The sequence below is a fragment of the Streptomyces sp. NPDC041205 genome, from assembly GCF_055591765.1.
Window position 1 is genome coordinate 1,436,565 of sequence record NZ_JBVIZH010000002.1, and the last position, 17,921, is coordinate 1,454,485.

General features: G+C 71.3%; 16 protein-coding genes. 6 read left to right on the forward strand and 10 right to left on the reverse strand.

The features are described 5' to 3' along the window. Nucleotides 1–90 precede the first annotated feature (90 nt). The gene (locus ACZ6BG_RS13490) at nt 91–723 is read right to left on the reverse strand and encodes an AAA family ATPase (RefSeq protein ID WP_468999973.1); all 633 of its coding nucleotides are present in this window, start codon (nt 721–723) and stop codon (nt 91–93) included. Between the two features lie 162 nt (nt 724–885). Here ACZ6BG_RS13490 and ACZ6BG_RS13495 point away from each other — a divergent pair, with 162 nt between their 5' ends. Both ACZ6BG_RS13495 and ACZ6BG_RS13500 read left to right on the forward strand, forming a co-directional pair. Next, nucleotides 886–1,422, forward strand: a complete 537-nt coding sequence (locus tag ACZ6BG_RS13495; protein WP_468999974.1) for a hypothetical protein — start codon at nt 886–888, stop codon at nt 1,420–1,422. Between the two features lie 148 nt (nt 1,423–1,570). After that, nucleotides 1,571–1,885, forward strand: coding sequence for a hypothetical protein (locus ACZ6BG_RS13500; RefSeq protein WP_030363306.1), 315 nt, complete (start codon nt 1,571–1,573; stop codon nt 1,883–1,885). Between the two features lie 82 nt (nt 1,886–1,967). Here the strand turns inward: ACZ6BG_RS13500 and ACZ6BG_RS13505 are convergent, their stop codons facing one another. The 6 genes from ACZ6BG_RS13505 to ACZ6BG_RS13530 all read right to left on the reverse strand — a co-directional run bounded on the left by ACZ6BG_RS13505 (nt 1,968) and on the right by ACZ6BG_RS13530 (nt 7,767). Next, the gene (locus tag ACZ6BG_RS13505; protein WP_468999975.1) at nt 1,968–2,576 is read right to left on the reverse strand and encodes a hypothetical protein; all 609 of its coding nucleotides are present in this window, start codon (nt 2,574–2,576) and stop codon (nt 1,968–1,970) included. A gap of 68 nt (nt 2,577–2,644) precedes the next feature. Then, nucleotides 2,645–3,937, reverse strand: a complete 1,293-nt coding sequence (locus ACZ6BG_RS13510; RefSeq protein ID WP_468999976.1) for a PE-PGRS family protein — start codon at nt 3,935–3,937, stop codon at nt 2,645–2,647. Between the two features lie 36 nt (nt 3,938–3,973). Beyond that, the gene (locus tag ACZ6BG_RS13515; protein ID WP_468999977.1) at nt 3,974–4,822 is read right to left on the reverse strand and encodes a hypothetical protein; all 849 of its coding nucleotides are present in this window, start codon (nt 4,820–4,822) and stop codon (nt 3,974–3,976) included. A 133-nt stretch (nt 4,823–4,955) separates the two neighbouring features. Continuing rightward, nucleotides 4,956–5,552, reverse strand: coding sequence for a hypothetical protein (locus tag ACZ6BG_RS13520; RefSeq protein WP_468999978.1), 597 nt, complete (start codon nt 5,550–5,552; stop codon nt 4,956–4,958). 77 nt (nt 5,553–5,629) lie between these two features. Then, entirely contained in the window at nt 5,630–6,850 is a 1,221-nt protein-coding gene (locus ACZ6BG_RS13525) for a mucin-2 (RefSeq protein WP_468999979.1), read from the reverse strand. A gap of 113 nt (nt 6,851–6,963) precedes the next feature. After that, entirely contained in the window at nt 6,964–7,767 is an 804-nt protein-coding gene (locus ACZ6BG_RS13530) for a hypothetical protein (protein WP_468999980.1), read from the reverse strand. A 272-nt stretch (nt 7,768–8,039) separates the two neighbouring features. Between ACZ6BG_RS13530 and ACZ6BG_RS13535 the strand changes: the two genes are divergently transcribed. Together ACZ6BG_RS13535 and ACZ6BG_RS13540 are read left to right on the forward strand one after the other, a co-directional pair. Beyond that, nucleotides 8,040–8,297, forward strand: a complete 258-nt coding sequence (locus ACZ6BG_RS13535) for a hypothetical protein (protein WP_468450476.1) — start codon at nt 8,040–8,042, stop codon at nt 8,295–8,297. Nucleotides 8,298–8,422: 125 nt separating this feature from the next. After that, the gene (locus ACZ6BG_RS13540) at nt 8,423–12,874 is read left to right on the forward strand and encodes an FtsK/SpoIIIE domain-containing protein (protein ID WP_468999981.1); all 4,452 of its coding nucleotides are present in this window, start codon (nt 8,423–8,425) and stop codon (nt 12,872–12,874) included. Nucleotides 12,875–12,992: 118 nt separating this feature from the next. Here ACZ6BG_RS13540 and ACZ6BG_RS13545 read toward each other — a convergent pair whose 3' ends face one another. Both ACZ6BG_RS13545 and ACZ6BG_RS13550 read right to left on the reverse strand, forming a co-directional pair. After that, nucleotides 12,993–13,271, reverse strand: a complete 279-nt coding sequence (locus tag ACZ6BG_RS13545) for a WXG100 family type VII secretion target (protein ID WP_051811534.1) — start codon at nt 13,269–13,271, stop codon at nt 12,993–12,995. Nucleotides 13,272–13,418: 147 nt separating this feature from the next. Next, the gene (locus tag ACZ6BG_RS13550) at nt 13,419–15,224 is read right to left on the reverse strand and encodes a serine/threonine-protein kinase (RefSeq protein WP_469000287.1); all 1,806 of its coding nucleotides are present in this window, start codon (nt 15,222–15,224) and stop codon (nt 13,419–13,421) included. A 223-nt stretch (nt 15,225–15,447) separates the two neighbouring features. On the opposite strand from ACZ6BG_RS13550, the gene ACZ6BG_RS13555 reads away from it, so the two are divergent. Further along, a complete protein-coding gene (locus ACZ6BG_RS13555) occupies nt 15,448–16,464 on the forward strand; it encodes an alpha/beta hydrolase (RefSeq protein WP_468999982.1) in 1,017 nt (338 codons plus the stop codon). A 44-nt stretch (nt 16,465–16,508) separates the two neighbouring features. On the opposite strand, the gene ACZ6BG_RS13560 is transcribed toward ACZ6BG_RS13555, so the two are convergent. Next, entirely contained in the window at nt 16,509–17,321 is an 813-nt protein-coding gene (locus ACZ6BG_RS13560; protein WP_469000290.1) for a menaquinone biosynthetic enzyme MqnA/MqnD family protein, read from the reverse strand. Between the two features lie 376 nt (nt 17,322–17,697). Between ACZ6BG_RS13560 and ACZ6BG_RS13565 the strand changes: the two genes are divergently transcribed. Continuing rightward, a complete protein-coding gene (locus ACZ6BG_RS13565) occupies nt 17,698–17,901 on the forward strand; it encodes a cold-shock protein (protein WP_052580872.1) in 204 nt (67 codons plus the stop codon). The last annotated feature ends 20 nt before the right edge of the window (nt 17,902–17,921 follow it).

Below are 17,921 nucleotides of genomic sequence, written 5' to 3' on the forward strand. Positions count from 1 at the left end.
CGGGCGGCGACGACGGCGCGACGCGAAATCCGGCCCTCGCGGCGCGAAAACCCGCGCCTCACCCCGCCCTGCCCTGCCCTCCCCGCCCCCTCAGTCGAACCGCATGTGCTTGACGCCCGTCCACGCCCGCCGCAGCCGCCCCCGCACGGCGCTGTCCGTGTTCGGTACGAGGGTGAGTCCCGCCGACGCGGCGATCCGCTCGGCGCTCCGGGCGACGGACACGTGATCCGTCCACATCTGCTCGGCGAACTCCGGCTCCCGCAGCCGCTCCAGGCACAGGTCGAGCTTCGAGACGGCGAAGCTCTCGCGCCGCAGCGGGGCGTCCCGCCCGCCGACGACCCGCACGACATGCCCGAGACCGCGCTCGCGCAGCCGCTTCAGGACGGTGTGCCGGTCGGCGAGCAGCGCGAAGTGCCGTACGTCGTGACCGCGTTCACGAAGGCGCCCGACGGTCTCCTGGAAGTACGCGGGCTCCACGACCGTCATCGGAACGATCACGGTCCCCTCGTGCTTGGCCAGCGTCAGATCGAGCACGTCGTACACCGCCTGCCGCCACACCGGCAGATCCTGGAAGTCCCCGCGCAGCGCGGGCGGCATCATCCGGTGCAGCCCGAACCCGACGTACTCCGGGTCGCACACCACACTCCCGGGCAGCCGCCGCTGGATCTCGAACGCCGTCTGCGTCTTGCCGCCGCCGAAGGGGCCGTTGAGCCAGAGAAGCATGGGGCGACGGTACGCCCACGTCGGCGTCGGCCGACCGTCACCTCTCGGCCGTGCCGTTCACGCCGTTCACAGCGTTCGCTCTGGCGAAACAGTCGGCCGTTTGAGTAGCGTCGTATCGCCCGTAGCGCCTCTCACCCGGCCGGATCCGACAAGGAATGGAACATGACGTACGTCGAGAAATCCCCCAAGACCTGGTCCGGTGTGTGCATCGGTGTCTATCTGGCCGGAATTGGCTACATGGGGGTGGAAACCCTGCCCGACGACTTCGGCGTCTGGCTCGGCGTTTCCGGGCTGTTCCTCCTGTTGCTGCTGCCGTGTCTCGCCGTACCGATATCGAAGCGGATCTACCACCGCATCGAGATCGACGCGACCACGCTGCGCGTCGGCCGCGAGCGCCTGCCGCTGACAGACATCGACCCGGCGTCGGTCCGCGCCGCCGCCCAGGGCCAGCTCCCCAGCGCCCCGCAGCGCTACGCCACCTCCCTGAACACCCCGAACGCCCTCTCCCCCGACGCCCGGGGCAGCCACGCCAACCCCCGGCTCATGGGCGGCGCCTGGGGCATGCCGATGGGCATGGACAGCGTGGTCATCGCCACCCGGCGCGGTGAGTTCCTGACCGTCGCCACCCGCGACCGCGCCGCATTCCTGCAGGCCCTGTCCGCTCCGCTGCACCCGGCCGCTCCACCGCAGCAGTACTGATGCACAGCTGTTGAGGAGTGGCTCGATGTCGCTGGAATCCGGCCAGTAGAGTCTGGCGGGCCAAGGCCGGTTCGCTGCCGCAGACGTCCCTGTCCCGAACAGGGTCGGGTGGCGGGCCGGGACCCGTTCACCGATCGGAGACATCGAGTTGCGCAAGCTTTCGCTCGCAAAGCGGTCCATAGCCGTCGGGGCCACCAGCCTCGCCGTGCTCGCCATGACCGGAACGGCCCACGCGGCACCGGCGCAGGCCCGCGCCGCCGCCCCCTCGTGTGTCAAGGTCAAGGTCGACAAGGGGATCATCTCGCAGACCGCGTACGTCACGAACAAGTGCTCGTCGACGAAGCGGGTCAAGGTCAGGTGGTCCTTCGCCCCGGACTCCGGCTGCAACACCCTCAAGCCGGGGCAGAAGTTCAAGACCAAGCGGGGGCTCGCGGCGCAGTTCGACGGGTTGCCGCTGTGCTGAGGCCCTTCGGCGTGAAGCCACGTCACTGAGGCCACTGGCGTGCGGCCACGTCGCTGAAGCCGGTGCCCGGCCCGGGCACCGGCTAGTAGCTGGACTCTCCGGGCCGCGGGTCCAGCACCTTGCCGAGCAGCCCCGACACCCGCTCCGACGCCGTGAGTTCACGCGTGTCGATGTGCTCGAAGGCGATCGCCAGGGCCAGGTCGAGCGCGTCCGCCTCCGCCTCGCCCGTCACGGCGCCGAAGCTGCCGTTCCCCTTGCCCCGCGGGTTCTTGCCGCGGGTCATGGTGATCTCCACCCCGGGGCGACTCAGCACCGCCCCGCGCTCGAAGCCCGTCACCACGTACGTGTACGACCGCCCCTGGCACGTCATCCGCAGCGCCCGCGCCTTGTTCCGGAGCGCCTTCGCGTTGAAGTCGAGCGGCACGCGCTCACCGGCCACGTCGAACCGGGCGTTCCGCAGGTTCGGCCGTGCGGGCCCCACCGTCCGGAACACCACGTCGGGCATCCGCTCCCCGTACAACCGCGTCTCGTACTGCCGGTTGCCGCCCTTGAGGCCGGGCTTGCGCCACTCGACCTCGACGGTGACGTCCCCGAAAGAGCCCACCGTCCCGGTCAGCCCGTGCACCTTCTCGGCGTGGCCGGGCAGCTTCTTGCCCCGGTACCACTCCAGCTCGAATTGAAAGTCCGACATGATTCCTCATTGTGGATTGTGGTGCAGAGGGCTGACGGTGGAGCAAGGGCCTGCGACAGCTCGCACGGCTACCAGTTCATGGGGTTCAGTTTTGACTTCGCGACGCTCTTTCCGAAGTCCTTCGCCTTGTCCCCGACCCAGTCCTTGGCCTTGCCCGCGCCTTCCTTGATGTCGTCCCAGTGCTCGACGACCTTCGCCCCGCCGTAGACGACGCCGGTGACCACCGTCGCGCCGATGGTGAACGGGTTGGGCGCGACCATCGCCGCCGTCAAGGACGCATTGAAGCCGACCTCCGCCACATCGGCGACATAGCCGGCGCCCTTCTTCTTGAATGCCTCGACGGGATTCCCCTGCGCCCAGACGTTGGCCGCGCTGACGCCGGTGGACAGGGCGCTGGCGCCGACACCGGCGACGCGCAGGAAACCGCCCGCCTTGCTCGCCGCGCCGAGGCCCTTGAGGAACGGGGACGCCGTCTTGCCCGCCGCGATGACGGCGGGGCGGGCGTTGTTGAGCCGCTGGAAGTACGCGGCCGAACGCCCGATCCGCAACAGGCTGGCCTGCCCCGCGCGTGTCACAAACGCCCCGGAGTGCGTCAGCCCGCCGTACCGGGCCGCGAGCGCGTCCGAGCCGACCAGGAAGTTGATGCCCCGGGTGGCGAGCGGTGAGCGCACCCCGGGCAGGGTGCGGAACGCGTCCCAGCCCCGCGACAGCAGGTCCGCGCGCAGCCCCGCCGTGAACGGAACGCGGCTGGCCTGCTGGTAGAGCCTGCTGCGGGTGAAGAAGTTGCCCAGCTGTCCCGGCAGCCAGCTGCCCGGCGCCGACAGCGACCGCAGCTCACCGGCGGGGATCTGCAGCAGGCGGCGCTGCAGGGCGGCGCGGAAGGACCCTCTACCCAGCCAGGAGGACTCCACGGCCGCCCGCAGCAGGCCCTGCTTCCAGGAGTTCTTGAGGAAGACGTTGCCCATGCCGAGGCTTGCGGCCAGCGTCAGTCCGCCGATCTTGGCCGCGCCGGTGACCTCCATGGCGGTCTTGATGAACGTCTCGATGTCCTTCTCGCCGAACTCCTTCAACCCGGGCACCTTGGCCAGGTAGTACGCCTCGATCCGCGCCAGCCAGTCGCTGTACGTCTCCCGGTGACCGCGTTCGAAGAGCTGCTCGCCGCGGACGAGGGTCGCGCGCTTGCGCAGGTCGGGCGGGGTCGTGGTGACCCAGGACCGCATGGGCTTGATGGGGCCCAGCTTGTCGGTGACACCCAGGGTCGAGGCACGGGTGAAGGCCTCGTCCAGTTTGTCCGCGAGGCCGCCCTTGCCGTCCATGAGCTTGGCGAGCTGGTCCAGGTCATCCGGATTGACGTTCCGCATTTCTCATCCCCCTGAGTACGTGCGTGACCGTGTGCGCTAGGCCGACGCTCCGGTGCCGACCAGCTCCGCCTTGTCCGGCAGCAGGTCGGCGAGCTTGTCCCAGACCTCGCCGGCGCTGGAGCGGACGAGCCGCAGCGTGCTCTCGGGGCCGACCTGTCCCTCCTTGACGGGCTCCTCCGGCTGCACCCGCAGCCAGTGCCCGTGCGGGCCGCAGTCCCACACGGCGACGCTGCGCACCGACTCGCCCGCCGCCTGCGCGCGCTCGTCGCCCCAGGCCGTGGTCACGCGCCAGGTCGAGTCCAGGGACAGGGTGAGGTCGACGAGCGCGGTCAGCTCGGGGTCGGTGAGGTCGCTCGCCGCGGCCAGGGCGGAGACGGCCGTGGCCTTCGCCGCGTCCAGGTCGTCGCTCGCGCCGCTCTCCAGCGCGGCGAACACCGCGTCGAGCGCGCCCATCGTCGTGGTGATCTCGGTGACGCCCGCGAACGCCGACTCGTCCTGCTCGCCCCGGCGCAGCTTCACCTTGCGGGCCAGCTCCCACACCAGGGTCTTCGGCTCGATCGGTACGTACTCCGACTCCTCGTCGCCGGGCCACGCGTCGTGGGAGTACACGGCGTCCTGCCCCACGACGACACCGTGCACGAGCGTGCCGTGCTGGCCGGTGACCTCGGCCTGGATCATCACCAGCGGCCGGGCGAGGGTGGTGAGGAACTCCATGAGCAGCGGGGAGAGTTCGCCCTCGGCGCCCACGAGGCCGATTTGCTGAAGCTCACCGAGGGAGTGGTGCAGCTCGGCGGGCGGGGTCTCCTTCTCCAGGAGGTGGGCGAAGACGGCGATGTGGCGGTCGGCGAACTTGAAGCGGCCGCGGGAGCTGTCGAGTGAAGGCATGCCCCTCAGTCTCGCTTGCGCGGGTCCCGCCCCTGATGGCGGGGTGGGTGCGGTGTCGAGAGGGTGGAGTCGCCGGGGCGCGGCGGGGGGCCGCCCGCGCCCCGGGCGGCCCCTGCCGAACGGGCGGGCGCGCTCAGGAACCGACGCGGGAGAAGATCCGCCCGGGGGCGGAGATCATCGCTCCGCCCAGCGACAAGTTGCGGGTGTAGACGCCCTCGAAGAGGATCGCCAGGCTCAGGTCCACCGAGTCCGTCGCCCCGGCGGTGGTGCCGGAGATGGTCTTCGGGTTCTTCCACCCGGAGCGCGTCATCACGACGGAGGCGCCGGCGCGCTCCAGCGTGTGATGTCTCTTGTTCCGGTCCTCGCGGTACGTGTACTCCCGCCCGAGCGCCGCGATCCGCAGGGCCCGGCCCCGACGGTCGGTGCTCCACGCGCTGCGCGAGAACGTCGCGGTCTGGCCCGCGACGGTCAGCACGCCGCGGGCCAGGCGCGGCTGCACGGTGTAGCCGAGGCCCTGGAAGGTGGACGGCGGGATGCTGTCGCCGCGTACCGCCGTGCCGACGTACAACCCCTGGTCGGCCACGGGCACCACCTCGCGCGCCGGGTAGGCCAGCTCGACGCCTCCCAGGTTGCCGACCTCGCCGGTCCACCAGTAGACCCGGTCGCGGAGCCTGACCTGGCCCGTCGGCTCACCGCGCCGCAGCTCGAAGGAAAACCCGCCGCTCACCATTCCCGACCTTCCCCACTTCTCCACGCCGCGGCCGCTCAACACCGGCCGCGTACGGACACCGCGGCCGGGTGGCCGCGCTAACCGAACGGATTGAGTGACTTCAAAAGTTTCTTGCCGCCTTCCTTGACCTTGTTCACCCCTTCACCGACCTTGTTCTTCGCCCAGGTCCCGGCCTCGGCGACCTTGCCGGGGAACTGTTTGACCTTGTCCCAGTTGTCGATGACGGAGGAGACGCCGTAGACGACACCCGTGACCGCGGCGGCGCCGATGGTCACCGGGTTGGGCGCGATCATGGCGGCGGTGAGGGAGGCGTTGAAGGCCACGCCGGAGACGTCCGAGATGTACCCGGCCTTGTCCCGCTTGAAGGCCTCGATCGGGTTGCCCTGCTGGACGAGGTCGAACGCGCCGATGCCGGTGGCGGCGATGCTGCCGGCGATGCCGGTGGCGCGCCACCAGCCGGAGGTCCTCGCCGCCGCGCTCGCACCGGAGGCGAAGGCCGCGAGGCGGCTGCCGCCCGTGGCCGTCTTCAGGGCGGCCGCGTTCTTCCCGACCTTGAGCAGGCTCGCTTCCCACGCCCACTGCTTGCCGGCGAGGGCGGCGTAGTTGTCGGCTCCCGTCAGGACGTTGAGGATCGCCGACGGTGTCCTGGCGCCGATCGCGGCGCCCTGCCGGGCGATGCCGGACGGAATGTAGCTCGGCGCCTTGCCCTTGAGGATCTGCGCGAGCGTCGTTCCGGGCGCCTTCAGGAACTCGCCCTTCTTGAAGTACTTGTAGAGGCCCAGCGTGCCGGCGGCCGCCACCTTGAAGGCCCCGGGGACCGTGGAGGCGAACGCCGTCAGCTCGATGTAGTCGCTGACGACCTCACCCAGGTTCTCGTTGCCCGTGACCTTCGCGACGGCCTCGCCCTTGATGCGGGTGACCCAGTCGCTGAGGGTCTCGTGCTCCCCCTTCTTCAGCCAGCTGGGGTCGAACTTCCCGCCGTTGGCCACCGAGGCGTTCGCGATGAGCATGATGTCCGGCGGCAGGTTCGCGTCCTTCAGCTGCTCCTGCGTGAAGCCCGCGTACAGGGCGGCGGCGAGCGGGTCGCCGTCCCCCGCCCTGATGATGGCCGCCCGCCTGCGCAGGTCGGGGGCCGTCTTCGTCACCCAGGACGTCATCGGGTTGATCGGGGCGAGCTTGTCCCGCACGCCGAGCGTCGAGGCGCGCGTGAAGGCCTCGTCGAGGCGGTCCTGCAAGTTGCCCTTGCCGTCGATGAGCTTCGCCAACTGCTCGAGATCCGCCGGCTTGGCCAAGCGCATGGAGCTGTCCGTCACTTGTCCCCCTGAGTCCAACCTGACTGCATCGCGTTCGCTGGTTCGGCGACTGCCCCGCGGACGGCCGCTTCGGCTTCCATTCGGACGACCGTCGGGCGCTACGCGGCCGGGTCGACGAGGAGCTGATCCTGATCGGGCAGGAGGTCCGTGATCCGCTCCCAGAGCTCCTTGGCGGTGACGCGGCGCACCTTCAGCTCGCTGCTCTCGTCCACCTGGCCCTCGCGGACCGGCTCGGCCGGTGCCTCCCGGACCCAGTAGCCCTCCAGGCCGCAGTCCCACACGGCGAGTGCGGAGACGCCGAGGCCGTCCGGGACGTCCTCGCCGCCGGGCCAGGCCACGGTCATCCGCCACATGCAGTTGAGGTGCGACAGGACCTCGGCCAGGCGCACCGGGGCCTGCACGGCCTCCGCGACGGCCTCGTACTCCTCGTGCCCCTCGGACTCCATCCGGTCGAGGACGGCGTCGAGCACGCCCATCGTCGAGACGATCTCCTCGCCGACGTCGGCGGCGTCGGCGTTGTCCTTGTGCAGGTCGACCATCCGGGACAGCGCGAAGACGAGCATCTCCGGCTCCACCGGTACGTACTCCGACTCCTCCTCGCCCGGCCAGCCCTCGTGCGCGAAGACGAAGTCGTTGCCGACCACCGCTCCGCTGGTCGACACGCCCTGCGGGCCCGTCGTCTCCACCCGGGCGATGACGTGCGGCTCCATCAGCGTCGACACCAGCGGATACAGCTCCGCCGAGATCTTCTCGTCCGCGTCCAGGATCCCCGCGTCCCGCAACTCCGCCCGCGCCTGCGCCAGCTCGTCCGGAACCTCACCCTCCTCCACCAGGAGTCCAAGCACACTGATGTGCGCGTCCGCGAGGCGCAGTCGCCGCCGGGCCGGATCCATCGCAGGCATTCTCTACTCCTCTGAACCTCTGTACCGCTGAACCGCTGGCTTACGGTTTTCGGACTCGTCCGACGGATTGACGCTATCCACAGGGGTCGCAGTTCCGCCAATGGCGATATGCGGCCAAGCCCCTCAAAGCAGGCAACTCAACTCCATGTGCTCTCTCGAATTCCCCGGAGAACTCCCGCCCGCATGCCTTCGCGCGCCTGCCCTTCGACACCGTCGAGACCCTCTGAGTACTCTCGTACCGGTATCGGCAGTCCAACGGGGAGGTAGCCGCGGTGGCGGATCCAGAGCTGCAGGAACAGGCCAAAAGGGCGGGGCAGTTGCGTAGCCTCGCGGATCATATCGAGGACCTTCCGAAGGCCACGCGCGACTTCTCGACGAAGCAGATGAAGCAGTGGGCCGGGCCGCACGCGGACGATGTGCGCGGCGACTTGGGGGGCTGGAAGACCAAATGCGAGAACGTCGCCGAGGCGCTGCGGGAAGTGGCCCGGCAATGCGACCAGGCCGTCAAGGACGCCAAGAAGGACAAGTAAGACGAGTAAGGGCGAGTAGGCGTATGCAAGGGTAAGCAGGGGCGATTCAGGGCGCGCGGGAGTTCTCGCGGGGCTTTGTCGTGTTTGTGGTGAGTGCGGGCTGAGGCCGAGAGGAATTTGTCGGTATGCGGGTAATGGTGACCGTCGTGCGGGAGGGCGCGGCGGCGCAGGACGTGTTCCTGGCGGTCGAGGAGGACGCGACGGTCGCCGACGCCGCGGCCTGCCTGACCGTCGCGGCCGACTCCAGCAATGTGGTCACGGGGCGCTTCCCCGGGACCCTCGGAGTCGGGCCCGGCACGCCCAAGGCGACGGGGACGGGGCGCATACCGAGCCTGTGGGTGGACGGGACCCTGCACGACCCCGCGGCCCCCGCGTCCTCCGCGCTGCGCGACGGCGTGCGCGTCACCACGGACGACTCCATCGGCCCGTTCCTGCGGGCCGGCGAGCCCGCGGGACGGTACGAACTGCGGGTGTGCGGCGGCCCTGACACCGGCCGCATCACCCGTGTCCAGGCGGGCACGGTGAGCGTCGGCTCCGCCCCCACCTGCACGCTCCCCGTGGCCGACCCGTCCGTCCCCGCCCTCGCCCTGCGCCTGTCGGTGAACGTCGGCGGCGAGGTCACGCTGCACCCGCAGGACGGCGTGCCCCTCGTCCTCGACGACTCGCCCGTCGCCACCGACTGCCCCTGGCCCGTGGGCCAGCTCATCCGCGTCGGCGACACCCGGCTCGTCCTGGCGGAGGCCGAGGCGCCGGACGCGCACCTGGCGCCGACGGACGACGGCGGCTACGCCTACAACCGCCCGCCCCGCTTCTCCCCGCTGCGGCACCGCCCCAGGCTCACCGTGCCCGCCGAGCCGGTCAAGGGCGAGGGGCCGCGGCTGCAGCTGATCACTTCCTTCATCCCCGCCCTGTTCGGTCTGACGATGTACTTCATGACCAGACAGGTCTACACGCTGCTGTTCTGCGCCATGAGCCCGCTGATGATGCTCGGCTACTGGTTCAGCGAGGCCCGCCACACGCGCAAGAAGTACAAGCAGGAAGTGAAGGAGTACCGGCGCGCCCTCGTCGAGTTCGACGCGCAGGTGATCGAGCTCGGCAAGGCCGACCAGCGGGCCCGCCGCGCCGCCCACCCCGACCCGGCGGAACTCCTCCTGTACGCGACCGGCCCCCGCCGCCGCCTCTGGGAGCGGCGCCTCGTCGACCCGGACGTGCTGCAACTGCGGGTCGGCCTCGCCGAGCAGCAGGCCGAGATCGAGCTGCGGGCCGCCAAGGGCAGCAGCTTCGACGACCCGCCGCAGCCGCCCCTCATCGCCGACGTCCCCGTGGTCCTGCCGCTGCCCGAGCTCGGCGTGATCGGCGTGGCCGGTGAGCGCCGCATCGGCCTCGCCGTCGCCCGCTGGCTCCTCGCCCAGGCCACCGGCCTGCACAGCCCGCGCGACCTCTCCCTCGTCGTGCTCTCCGCCGCCCCCGACGCCAAGGACGCCTGGGACTGGGCGCACTGGCTGCCGCACACGGCGCCCCAGAGCGGCCAGGACTGCCTGTCCCTCGTCGGCGCGGAGCCCGAGCTGGTCGGCCGCCGCATCCACGAACTGCAGGCCGAGCTGGAGCGCCGCAAGGCCAGCTCGTCGGACTTCGGGGCGTCCAACCGGCTGCGCCCCGACCCGTTCACGCTGGTCGTCCTGGACGGGGCCCGGCTGCTGCGGCGGATGCCCGGCGTACCTCAGCTGCTCCAGGAGGGCCCTCAGCACGGCATCTTCGCGATCTGCGTCGACGAGGACGACCGGCTGCTTCCGGAGGAGTGCAAGGCGGCCGTCATCGGCCTGCCGGACCGGCCGAGCCACGTACGGATCAGCGGCGGCGGCCTGGAGGACATCGGGGACGTCCTGGCCGACCAGGTGTCCGGCGCGTGGTGCGAGCTGGTGACGCGGTCCCTGGCACCGGTGCGCGACGTCAGCCAGGACGACGCCGACGCCGCCCTGCCGACGGCGGCGCGCCTGCTGTCGCTGCTCGGCATGCCGGACCCGGCGGGCGCGGACGTCGCCGACATCTGGCGGCAGGGCGGCTCCACCACATCGGTGCCCATCGGCATCGCCGCCGACGGCGTCTTCACCCTGGACATCCGCAAGGACGGGCCGCACGCCCTGGTCGCGGGCACCACCGGCGCGGGCAAGTCCGAGCTGCTGCAGACGATCATCGCCTCGCTCGCGCTCGCCAACCGCCCCGACGCCCTGAACTTCGTCCTCATCGACTACAAGGGCGGCTCCGCCTTCCAGGACTGCGCCCAACTGCCGCACACCGTCGGCATGGTCAGCGACCTCGACGCCCACCTCACCGAGCGCGCCCTGGCCTCGCTCGCCGCCGAACTCAAGCGGCGCGAGGAGATCCTCTTCGACACGGGCACCAAGGACCTCGAGGACTACAACGACACCCGCAAGATCCGCCCCGACCTGGAGCCGATGCCCCGGCTCGTCCTGATCATCGACGAGTTCGCGTCCCTCGTCGCCGAACTCCCCGACTTCATCGCGGGCCTCGTCGACATCGCACGCCGCGGCCGCTCCCTCGGCGTCCACCTCATCCTGGCCACCCAGCGGCCCGCCGGTGTGGTGAGCGCCGACATCCGCGCCAACACCAACCTCCGCATCGCCCTGCGCGTGACCGACGGCGGCGAGTCCTCCGACGTGATCGACGCGCCGGACGCGGGCGCCATCGCCAAGTCCACGCCCGGCCGCGCCTACGTACGGTCCGGGGCGCAGTCCCTGGTGGCCGTGCAGTCGGCGCGCATCGGTGGCCGCAGGCCCAGCAACGACTCCGACCGGCCGAAGGCGACCGCGTTCCCCGTGGACTGGGCCTCCGTCGGCCGCCCCGCGCCCCGGCTCGCCACGAACGACGACGACGGCACGCTGGTCACGGACCTGAGCGTGCTGGTCGGCGCCATCCGCGAAGGCGCCGAGCTCATGGGCTTCGGCGAGCAGCGCAGCCCGTGGCTGCCCCCGCTGCCCGACCTGCTGTGGCTGGGCGACCTGCCGGACGCACCGGAGGAGGAGCCCCGCGCGGCCGACGAGGTGGCGCCCATCCGCATCGGCCTCACCGACCTGCCCGCGCAGCAGCGCCGCACGCCCCTCGCGCTCGACCTGGTGCACGGCGAGCACATCATGCTGGCCGGTGGCGCCCGCTCGGGCCGGTCCACGGCGCTGCGCAGCCTCGCCGGTTCGCTGGCGCGCGACACCTCGCCCTCCGACGTGCACATGTACGGCATCGACTGCGGCGCCAACGCGCTGCTCCCGCTGGCCAATCTGCCGCACTGCGGCGCCATCGTCACCCGCGACCAGCCCGACCGGGTGCGCCGCCTGCTCGACCGGCTCTCCGCCGAGATCTCACGGCGGCAGCAGTTCCTCGCCCTGGAGGGCCTGTCCAGCGCGGCCGAGCAGCGGGCCACCGCCGCGCCCGCGGACCGGCTGCCGTGGATGGTGCTGCTCGTCGACAACTGGGAGGGCTATGTCGCGGCCCTGGAGAGCATCGACTACGGCAAGCTCGTCGACATGATCGTGAAGATCTTCCGGGAGGGCGCCGCGGTCGGCGTCAAGGTCGTCATGACCGCCGACCGCAGCGGCTTCAGCGGGCAGATCTCACCGTCGTTCGCCGACAAGCTGATCCTGCGGCTCACGGACGCCAACGAGTACTCCCTGGCGGGCCTCTCGGCCCGTGAGGTGCCCAAGGACATGCCGTCCGGGCGCGCCCTGCGCCTGACCGACCACGGCGTCCAGGAGAGCCAGATCGCCCTCCTGGCCCCGGACCCCTCCGGCCAGGCCCAGGTCGCCGCGTTGCGGGAGATCGCCCAGGAGGCACAGCGCGGGCACCCGACGCCGCCGCGCGACCGCCGCCCGCTGCGCGTGGACGAACTGCCCATGCGCATCACGCTGGAGCAGACCCGCGCCCTCGACCCGGCGTTCGTGCCGCCGTCGCCGCTGTGGGCGCTGTTCTGCGTGGGCGGCGACGAACTGGAGCCGATCGGCATCGACCTGGAGGAGTCGGGCCCCGGCTTCGTGATCGCGGGACCGCCCAAGTCGGGCCGCTCCACGGCGCTCCTCGTGGCCGCGCGCACCCTGCTCGCGAGCCGGACGCCGCTGATCCTCGTCACGCCCCGCCGTTCGCCGTTGCGATCACTGGAGGGCGAGGCCGGGGTGCTCGGCGTGCTGACCGCCGACAGCTCGGAACGCGACCTGAAGGAGCTGATCGAGCGCGCGGACGGCAAGTACGCCGTCGTGGCCGACGACGCGGACATGCTCTACGACGGCTCCCTGGACCGGCCGTTGGAGGAGGTCGCGCAGAACGGCAGGGACGGCGGCATCGCGGTCATCGCGGCGGGGGCCACGGACACTCTCAGCTCGCAGTACCGCGGCTTCGTGGTCGAGGCGCGCCGCTCCCGCCAGGGCCTGATCCTGGCCCCGCAGAGCGCGTCGGACGGCGAACTGTTCAACGTCCGGGTGCCGACCGGCTCGGGCGGCGGTCCCACGGGCCGCGGCATCCTCGTGCGCGGCGGGCAGATGATGCCGGTACAGGCGATCCTCGACGCCTGAGCGACGGGGCGCCCGCTTCGGGACCCACAACGCACGTGAGGGGGGCCACCGTTGCCGGTGGCCCCCCTCATGCGCGTACCGCGGCGTCAGAGCGCCACGTCGGAGCGAGTGTGCGACGTCAGACCGACGTCGCCTGCTCGATCCGGTCGTGGCTGTTCTTGGCCGACTTGTAGGCGTCGCCCAGCGAGTCCGCGAGGCGGTTCAGCTGCGGCTTGAACTCACGCCAGTCGTCGCGGAACCGGTCGGCGCCCGGACCCTTCCAGAAGCCGTGGCTGTCGTTGGCCTGACCGTCCAGGAGGTGGATGAGGTCACGGACCTCGCCCTCCTTCTTCTGGAACGCCTCGTACAGCTTCTGGAGCTTCTCGAGTTTTGCACCGCGGTCGATGTCGTCAGCCATCGGTACCTCCCCGTATCACGAAAGTAAAGAATCTCAACTGCCACGTGGGACGCTACCGCACCTGTCAATCCCAGGTTTACCGCCCCCGAGTTCCCCGCAATTCCCACCCAACGACTAATCCCCCATAGCCCTTCAGGTGCACATATGTCACCCGACCTTGACCAACCGCGCAGCCGGATCCCCCGCCTTCGGGTCCTCGGAGGTGAACCGCAGCCCGGAGCCGGCCGGTCGCAACCGCACCGTGTGGGAGGCCTGGGAGCACTGCTTCGGGTTGGACTTGTCGCCGACGCCGGTGGCGACGAGTTCCCTGGGTGTGGCCGACTTCAGGGTCAGGTTGTCCACGCACTTGTCGCCGATGAGGTCCGTCTGCGTCACCGCGCCGACGCGGTCCCCGGCCTTCGGCACCTGGCGCACGGTCACCTCGAACGTGCCGAGCGGTACGAGACCGTCGCGCGCCGACGCCTTGCCGCGCCACGTGCCGACGTAGCGCGCGGGCACTGCGCCCTCGACCTGCGAGTCGTCGCCCGCGTCCCCCGTCGCGCTCGGCGGCCGTCCCGCCGAGTCCTTGGCGCCGCCGTCGCCCCCCGGCAGCAGGTTGAACACGAACACCGACCCCACCGTGACCGCCGCGAGCGCCCCGGCCACCGCGAGCGCGACCGTGCAACTCACCCTGCGTCCACGGCCGTCGGGCCGCGCGGGCGCCGAGGTCGCCGCCACGGAGAGCGAGAGCCCGCCGGAGGGCGGCGCGTCGGACGGGGCCGTGTCGGTGGTCGCGGGGGTCCCGGCTCCGTGCGGCGCCGACGCGCTCTTCTGCTCGTACGCGGGGGACAGCGCGGAAGGGCCCGGATCGTACGCGGCCGACGGCGCCGGGGAGCCCGAAGGGCCCGACGGCGTCGGCGGCGCCGACGGCGTCGAGGGGCCTCCCGGCGCGTACGACGCGTCCGGCGGCCCGAACACCCCCGCCTCCGCCCCTGCCCCCGCGCTCGCCCCCGTGAACGGCACCGGCCCCGACGGCGGCACCGCCGCTCCGCCCGAGCCGTTCACGCCCCCCGCGTGGTCCACCTCCAGGTCGAGCAGCCGCACCGCGCTCCGGCTCACCCGCTCCACCACGGCGCCGGGCAGCCAGCCCGCCGCCACCAGCGGCGCCGCGCCCTCGGGGGCGAGGTGGCGGGCCAGGTCTGCGGGGGTGGGACGGGCGGCGGGGTCCTTGGCGAGGCAGGCGGCCACCAGGTCGCGGAAGTCGCCGGTGAGGGCGCCGAGTTCGGGCTCCTCGTGGACGACCTTGTAGAGCAGCGCGGCGGAGGAGTCGCCGGGGAAGGGGGTGCCGCCGGTCGCCGCGTAGACGAGGACGGCGCCGAGGGAGAAGACGTCGGCGGCGCCGGTGACGCCCTTGCCGAGGATCTGCTCCGGGGACATGTAGCCGGGCGAGCCGATGGAGACGCCCGTGGAGGTGAGGGACGCGGTGCCGTCGGTGGCGCGGGCGATGCCGAAGTCGATGAGGCGGGGCCCGTCCATGGTGAGCAGGACGTTGGAGGGCTTCACGTCGCGGTGGACCAGGCCGAGGCCGTGGACGTGCGCGAGGGCTTCGGCGAGGCCCGCGCCGAGGACGCGGACCGAGTGCTCGGGCAGCGCGCCGCCGTCCCGCACGGCCTCGGTCAGGGACGGCCCGGCCGCGTACGCCGTCGCCACCCACGGCACCGACGCCTCCGGGTCGGCCTCCAGGACGGGGGCGGTCCAGTCGCCGCCGACCCGCCGGGCCGCGTCGACCTCGCGCCGGAAGCGGGCGCGGAACTCCTCGTCGAGGGCGAAGTGCGGGTGGACGACCTTCACGGCGACGGTGCGGCCGCCGGCGCTGCGGCCCAGATAGACGCGTCCCATGCCGCCGGCGCCGAGGCGTCCGAGCAGTCGGTAGGGGCCGATGACGGCGGGTTCGTCCGCTTCGAGCGGGTGCATGGCGAAGGCCTCCCCCAGACGCGCTGATCGCATGCCCACACGGCGCCCGCCGGTGTGTGCCCCGGCGTCCGCCGGTGTCCGCCGCGTGCCCGTGTCGACGGCCAGCGTAATGCGGTGGGGCACACGGGCGCGCGGACGGGAACGCAGCGCGCCCCCACGCCATCTATCCATCCGTAAATGACCAGATTGCCCCTGTACGCCTGTCCGGACTCCCTGGAGCGCCATGAACCGCCGCCCGACCCGCCTCGCCGCCCTCATGGCCGCCGCACTGGCCGCGGCCGCCCTCACCGGCTGCTCGTCCGACAAGCCCGAGCCGGTCAGGTTCGACAACCCGAAGGCGTCCTCGTCCGGGGACGCGGGCGCCGCCCGGCGGGCGAAGGCCGACGGCAGCCGGATGCCGACGGGGCCGCGCGCGGACTTCACCACGGAAAGCACCCTCGAAGACGGCACCAAGATCGGTGTGACGACCCTGCGCGGCAAGAAGTCGGGGTTCACCGGAAAGGTATGGGTCTGGGCGCCCAAGCAATACTTCGACCCGAAGTACGCGCACAGCGGCTTCCCGGTGCTCATCGCGCTGCCCGGCGGCCCCGGCTACCCCAATAACTATTGGATGGGCACGGACCTCAAGCTGGAGAGCTCCATCGCCAAGTGGTCACGCCAGGGAAAGAGCCTCCCGTTCGTCGTCGTGATGCCCGTACTCAATCCCGATGACAAGTTCTATTACGACGGAAGTGACATACCGGGGCAGCCGCGAATGGGCACCTGGATGACGGAGGACATACCGGATTTCGTGAAGGCGAATTTCCGCACCTTCGACTCGCGTGACGGCTGGGCCTTCATGGGTTCCTCTTCGGGCGGATTCGTGGGCCTGAAGTCCGTCCTCAAGCGCCCGGACCGGTTCCGGGCGGTCATCGCGAGCGGCCCCGACACGGTGCCCGACTCGCCCCTGTGGCGGGGCCACGAGACCGAGCGGCTCGCCAACGACCCGGAGCGGCTCGCCCGGCGCCTGATCGCGCGCGGCGGCCCCGAGGTCGACATCGCCTTCCAGGTCGGGACGGCGGAGAAGGGGCAGGCGAACCTGGAGGCGTTCATGAAGGAGTACGGGAAGGGCCCGGTCAAGACGCGCCTGAACGTCATCCAGGGCGGCACCCACAGCGCCCACTCGTACGTGCCCGGGATGGGGAACGGGCCGATCCAGTGGATCAGCAAGCACATGAAGGCGCCCGTGCCCGCCGCCTGACCGGCCGGGCCCCGGGGCGCACGCACCCGGGGCCGCCACCGGCCCTACGGCCGCAGCAGTTCCACGTTCACGTCCGCCGGGAACCCGGTCGAGGGCCCGACGCGCCGCGCGAACTCCGCCACCCCCGCGAGCTGCGCCGCCCCGAAGCGGAAGTCCAGCGTCGTGAAGTACCGCTCGAGCACGCCCGCGTCGAACGCCTCCCAGCGCGCCGCCTGCTCCGAGACCTTCGCGACCTCGTCCAGGGACAGGTCCCGCGAGGACAGGAACGCCTGATGCACCTCCCGTACGACCTCCGGCTCGCGCGCCAGGTAGTCGCGCCGCGCCGCCCACACCGCGAAGACGAACGGCAGGCCCGTCCAGTCCTTCCACATCCGGCCCAGGTCATGGACCTCCAGGCCGAGCCGCGGGCCGTCGATGAGGTTCGCGCGCAGCGCCGCGTCGCCGATGAGGACAGCGGCGTCCGCCTCCTGCATCATCAGGCCGAGGTCGGGCGGGCACGAGTAGTAGTCGGGACGTACGCCGACCTTCTCCGCGAGCAGCAGCTGCGCGAGGCGCACGGACGTGCGCGAGGTGGAGCCGAGGGCGACCCGCGCCCCGTCCAGGCGGTCCAGCGGCACCTGCGACACGATCACGCAGGACATCACCGGGCCGTCGCAGCCCACGGCCAGATCCGGGAAGGCGACGAGGTCGTCGGCGTTCTTCAGGAACTCGACCAGGGTCACCGGGGCGACGTCCAGCTCCCCGCGCACCAGCTGCTCGCTGAGCTTCTCCGGGGTGTCCTTGGTGAGCTCGAAGTCGAGCAGGGTGCCGGTCCTGGCCAGGCCCCAGTACAGGGGCAGGCAGTTCAGGAACTGGATGTGGCCGACGCGCGGCCTCGCGGTGCGGGCTGAGGCGGCCCCGTCCGAGGGCCCCCCGTCCGGGGTGTCAGCGGGAGAATTGTCCACATCGGTGAGGCTAGACCCGTCGCGGCGCGGCGCTGTCGCCGGGGGCCCGGAGCGCCCTCCGTCAACCCTGCTGAAGATCCCGTCAAACCTCCGGGTGACGTGATCTTGATCCCTATTGCTTCCGGGTGCCTGCGTGCTAAGCTCACCGCAAGTTGCAGTTTGGTTTCCCTTGCAGTACAGAGCCTGCGGAGCATGTGACCCGCGGGCTCTCGTCGTTTTCAGACTTTTGCAGTTGTTTCAACAATCGCAGGTTCTGGAGCAGGGCAACCCTTTGGCCCAAGGAGGGCTTATGGCTACCGGAACCGTGAAGTGGTTCAACGCCGAAAAGGGCTTTGGTTTCATCGCCCAGGAAGGCGGAGGCCCCGACGTCTTCGTACACTACTCCGCGATCAACGCCAGCGGTTTCCGCTCCCTCGAGGAGAACCAGGCCGTGAACTTCGACGTCACGCAGGGCCCGAAGGGTCCGCAGGCGGAGAACGTCACCCCCATCTAAGGGGCGGCTTGCCTCCCACA

Coding starts and splice junctions, on each gene's coding strand:
- ACZ6BG_RS13490 (WP_468999973.1), bottom strand. CDS start 723: ATGCTTCTCTGGCTCAACGGCCCCTTCGGCGGCGGCAAGACGCAGACG.
- ACZ6BG_RS13495 (WP_468999974.1), top strand. CDS start 886: ATGACGTACGTCGAGAAATCCCCCAAGACCTGGTCCGGTGTGTGCATC.
- ACZ6BG_RS13505 (WP_468999975.1), bottom strand. CDS start 2,576: ATGTCGGACTTTCAATTCGAGCTGGAGTGGTACCGGGGCAAGAAGCTG.
- ACZ6BG_RS13510 (WP_468999976.1), bottom strand. CDS start 3,937: ATGCGGAACGTCAATCCGGATGACCTGGACCAGCTCGCCAAGCTCATG.
- ACZ6BG_RS13515 (WP_468999977.1), bottom strand. CDS start 4,822: ATGCCTTCACTCGACAGCTCCCGCGGCCGCTTCAAGTTCGCCGACCGC.
- ACZ6BG_RS13520 (WP_468999978.1), bottom strand. CDS start 5,552: ATGGTGAGCGGCGGGTTTTCCTTCGAGCTGCGGCGCGGTGAGCCGACG.
- ACZ6BG_RS13525 (WP_468999979.1), bottom strand. CDS start 6,850: ATGCGCTTGGCCAAGCCGGCGGATCTCGAGCAGTTGGCGAAGCTCATC.
- ACZ6BG_RS13530 (WP_468999980.1), bottom strand. CDS start 7,767: ATGCCTGCGATGGATCCGGCCCGGCGGCGACTGCGCCTCGCGGACGCG.
- ACZ6BG_RS13540 (WP_468999981.1), top strand. CDS start 8,423: ATGCGGGTAATGGTGACCGTCGTGCGGGAGGGCGCGGCGGCGCAGGAC.
- ACZ6BG_RS13545 (WP_051811534.1), bottom strand. CDS start 13,271: ATGGCTGACGACATCGACCGCGGTGCAAAACTCGAGAAGCTCCAGAAG.
- ACZ6BG_RS13550 (WP_469000287.1), bottom strand. CDS start 15,224: ATGCACCCGCTCGAAGCGGACGAACCCGCCGTCATCGGCCCCTACCGA.
- ACZ6BG_RS13555 (WP_468999982.1), top strand. CDS start 15,448: ATGAACCGCCGCCCGACCCGCCTCGCCGCCCTCATGGCCGCCGCACTG.
- ACZ6BG_RS13565 (WP_052580872.1), top strand. CDS start 17,698: ATGGCTACCGGAACCGTGAAGTGGTTCAACGCCGAAAAGGGCTTTGGT.